The sequence below is a fragment of the Algibacter sp. genome (assembly GCF_049667265.1).
Classification (GTDB): Bacteria; Bacteroidota; Bacteroidia; order Flavobacteriales; family Flavobacteriaceae; genus Algibacter_B.
On record NZ_JBATHX010000349.1, the window covers coordinates 1 to 3752 of the forward strand.

3 protein-coding genes and 1 pseudogene are annotated in these 3752 nt (G+C 32.4%); 2 read left to right on the top strand and 2 right to left on the bottom strand.

Annotated elements, in window-relative coordinates:
- The coding region (locus tag WBN21_RS12210; RefSeq protein ID WP_424200669.1) for a pyrimidine/purine nucleoside phosphorylase at positions 1-167 on the bottom strand (167 nt) is incomplete at its 3' end.
- A gap of 56 nt (positions 168-223) precedes the next feature.
- Here WBN21_RS12210 and WBN21_RS12215 point away from each other — a divergent pair.
- Positions 224-1981: a Na/Pi cotransporter family protein gene (locus WBN21_RS12215; RefSeq protein ID WP_424200665.1), complete on the top strand. Its 1758-nt coding sequence runs from the start codon at positions 224-226 to the stop codon at positions 1979-1981.
- Between the two features lie 30 nt (positions 1982-2011).
- A complete protein-coding gene (chrA, locus tag WBN21_RS12220) occupies positions 2012-3136 on the top strand; it encodes a chromate efflux transporter (protein ID WP_424200667.1) in 1125 nt (374 codons plus the stop codon).
- A gap of 54 nt (positions 3137-3190) precedes the next feature.
- Here the strand turns inward: chrA and WBN21_RS12225 are convergent.
- Positions 3191-3752, bottom strand: a pseudogene (locus WBN21_RS12225) (inorganic phosphate transporter); the annotation flags it as partial.

Here is a 3752-nt window from a genome sequence, read left to right on the forward strand (position 1 = left end):
GGTAGTTTTACAGTCATCTCGCCTTCAATAACTTGCATAGTTTCGTGTGTGGAAGTTCCGAATTCATAGGTGCCAGCTTCCATAACACCAACCGTGGATTTTCCAGTTGCAGATGTGTAACCCAATGATTTTACCTGGCCCTCAAAATATTCGTTTGTTGTAATCATAAATAGTTTTTTCGTGCTAAAAATACTATATTTAGTCTTATATAAAATAATTTTTTATGATAAGAAAGTCTTTTTTCTTCGGACTTTTAATTGCTTTAGGAGTTTTACTTTATTTAAATCCAAATTTTAAAACAGTTTCAGCAGGTGTAGCAATTTTACTGTTTGGAATGATAATGCTTGAAGAAGGTTTTAAAGTTTTCACCAAAGGTCCGTTACAAAACATCTTAAAAAAAGCCACAAATAAGCTTTATAAAAGTATTATGGCAGGAGCTTTTGTTACTGCTTTAATACAGTCTAGTTCGTTAGTTTCTGTAATTACCATATCATTTATTAGTGCCGGGTTAATTACGTTGGCAGAAGGCTTAGGTTTAATATTTGGAGCTAATATAGGAACCACAGCTACGGCTTGGTTAGTGGCAGGTTTTGGACTTAAAATAAAAATATCGGCCTTGGCAATGCCTATGCTCGTTTTTGGAATTATTTTTTCTTTTCAAAAAAAGGTGACATTTAAAGGCATCGGAAATGTTTTGGCTGGCTTAGGTTTTTTCTTTTTGGGCATCCACTATATGAAAGAAGGATTTGATGTTTTTAAGGAATATATAGATTTAACTGAATACGCCGTTTCTGGATTTTTAGGCGTATTAATTTATACGGGTCTGGGAATAATAATTACAACCATTTTGCAATCTAGTAGTGCCACCTTAGCACTTATTTTAACAGCCTTGGCGGCAGGGCAAATAGAATATGAAAATGCGTTGGCACTTGCTATTGGGGCAAATATAGGAACCACTATAACAGCTATTTTAGGGGCGTTAAACTCGAATAGTGCAGGGAAAAGGTTGGCTGTTGCCCATTTTATTTTTAATGGTATTACTGGTTTAGTGGCAATGGCTTTAATATTTCCCCTAGCAAAACTGGTAAATAATTTGTCTGAGATCCTAAATATAGCTTCCGAAAATTACACTTTAAAACTGGCTGTATTTCATACTATATTTAATGTTTTAGGGGTTGTTTTAATGATTCCGTTTATTAAAAGGTTAGAACGTTTTTTAATGCGCTTCTTTAAAGAAACTACGGATAAAGATGTTGATGAACCAAAATATCTCAATGAAGCTGCATTAAAATTTCCTGGTTCTGCAATATCTGCTTTAGTAAAAGAGTCGAAATATCTATATAAGAATAGCGTATTTGAAATAGTAGCTCATGCCCTAAATATCCACAGAGAAGACATAAAATCAGGAGAAAAACTTAAAACAATTATAAAGAAATCTAAAACTGATTTTAAAACAGATATTGAAGATTTATATTATACTAAAGTGAAAACCATTTATGGAGAAATTATAAAATATGCCTCGACCGCTCAAGGCAGTTTAAACTTAAATAATAAGCAAATAAAGGCCATAATGGCTATTAAAATTGCCAATAGAAAAATGGTAGAAATAATTAAAGATGCTCGAGAGCTGAATAAAAATATTACGCTAGTTTTAAATATGGACAATAAATATTTGCAAAAAGAATACGATAGTTACAGAAAAAAATTAACCGAAGTATTAAGAGTTATTTATTTGTTTAGAACTGAAAATGAAGCTGAAAAATATGAAATTAAATTAAAAGAACTAAAAAAGGAAGCCAAAGCAAGTGTTAGAAAGAGTAACAAATCTATAGATAAATTAATAAGAAAAAATTTAATCACCGCCGAAATGGCATCATCACTATTTAATGATTATACCAACGTGAATGATATGGTTAAAAAATTAATTGATGTTGCCGAATTACTGTATGGTAAAAAAGATACCTTATTAGATAATGAATAACCCCAAACGGTATTTGATAATTATTAAAAAATGAGGCAAGAATTACGAGAAGTAGCTCAAGTATTTTTTAAGTTAGGGTGTTTTGCTTTTGGCGGACCAGCTGCGCATATTGCCATGATGGAGGATGAAATTATTGAGAAGCGTAAATGGATGACTAGAGATTATTTCTTAGATTTAATAGGAACTACGAATCTCATTCCAGGACCAAATTCTACCGAAATGACCATGCATTGTGGTTATGAACGTGCAGGTAAAGCCGGACTATTTGTAGCTGGGATAGCCTTTATTTTTCCGGCAACTATTATTACCGCATTACTTGCGTACCTGTACGTGAAATATGGCGAGTTGCCTCAGGTTGAGCCATTTATTTATGGGATTAAGCCAGCAGTTTTAGCCATCATAGCCTCTGCTATCCTGAAACTTGGAAAAAAAGCCATAAAGAGTACAGAACTCATTATTCTTGGGGTATTAGTATTATTAGTAAGTCTTTTAGGCGTTAATGAGGTTGTTGCTTTATTAAGTGCTGGTGTTTTTGGCATGTTGTATTTCTATTTAAAATCTAAAACGAAATCTCACCTCAATGCCATTTCGCCGTTTCTTTTATTATTTGGTTTTCAAACAACTCTGGTTAAAGTTTCTACCTTGAAACTCTTTTTAATTTTCTTAAAAGTTGGCGCCATTCTATATGGAAGCGGCTATGTGCTTTTTGCTTATTTAGATGCAGAATTAGTAACTCGTGGTTTATTAACCAGAGCGCAACTTATGGATGCCATTGCTATTGGACAATTTACACCTGGGCCTGTTTTGTCTACATCAACTTTTATTGGATATCAACTTTCAGGATTTACAGGTGCCTTAGTGGCTACCTTAGGAATCTTTTTACCATCGTTTTTATTTGTGTTGATTCTCAATCCGTTTATCCCAAAAATGCGACAATCGAAAATGCTGAGGTATTTTTTAGATTCCGTTAATGTTGCTGCGGTAGCTGTAATGCTTGCAGTATTAGTAATAATGACTAACGAAATACTATTGGATTGGAAAGCTATAATTATTGCTTTATTAGCAACATTTTTTGTCTTCAAAACTAAGGTAAGTACTATTTGGGTTATTATTGTTGGTTCGGTTGTTGGGTATATTTTAATAAGCTTATTCTAAACAAAAAAGCTACCAGTATAAGTGGTAGCTTTTAATAAAATTGTTATGTTTAGTTTACTTAGGGTCTTCAATAGTTGCTGGAGTAACAGAACTATCATGAGCCTGATGATACTCTTCTAAGAGGTTCATGGTGGCCGTTAATAAATCTTTTGTCTCTGACAATAAACTAAAGTATAAAGTTGTGTTTTTCGGACTTGACTCTTCCGTTCTAGTACGCTCTATCTGTTTTATTATTTTAGAGGTTACTAGTTCCAAAATTTCTTTTTTTCTTCCAAGAATAACTCCAATCTGGTCGAAAGAACTTGATTTAAATGCCTCTTGAGTATTATTAAAGAATAAATTAAAACGCTCGTCAATTTCTTTGAGCTCTTTAATTTGGCTAAACTTTAATTTTTTATGATTATTATTAACATGCTTAAAGCTAACTTTAGAAATATACTCTAAAGATTGTGTCATATCCTGTAAATATCCTAAAATATTGATGTAAAAACCACTAGCATTTACACTAGATTCATCTAAGTTTTTAATGAAATAGAAAATATTGTCTCTAAGGGCATCTACTTCTTCAGTTAATTTAAGTACTTGCTTTTTATTCTTTTTAAGAAGCGCTGTGTCT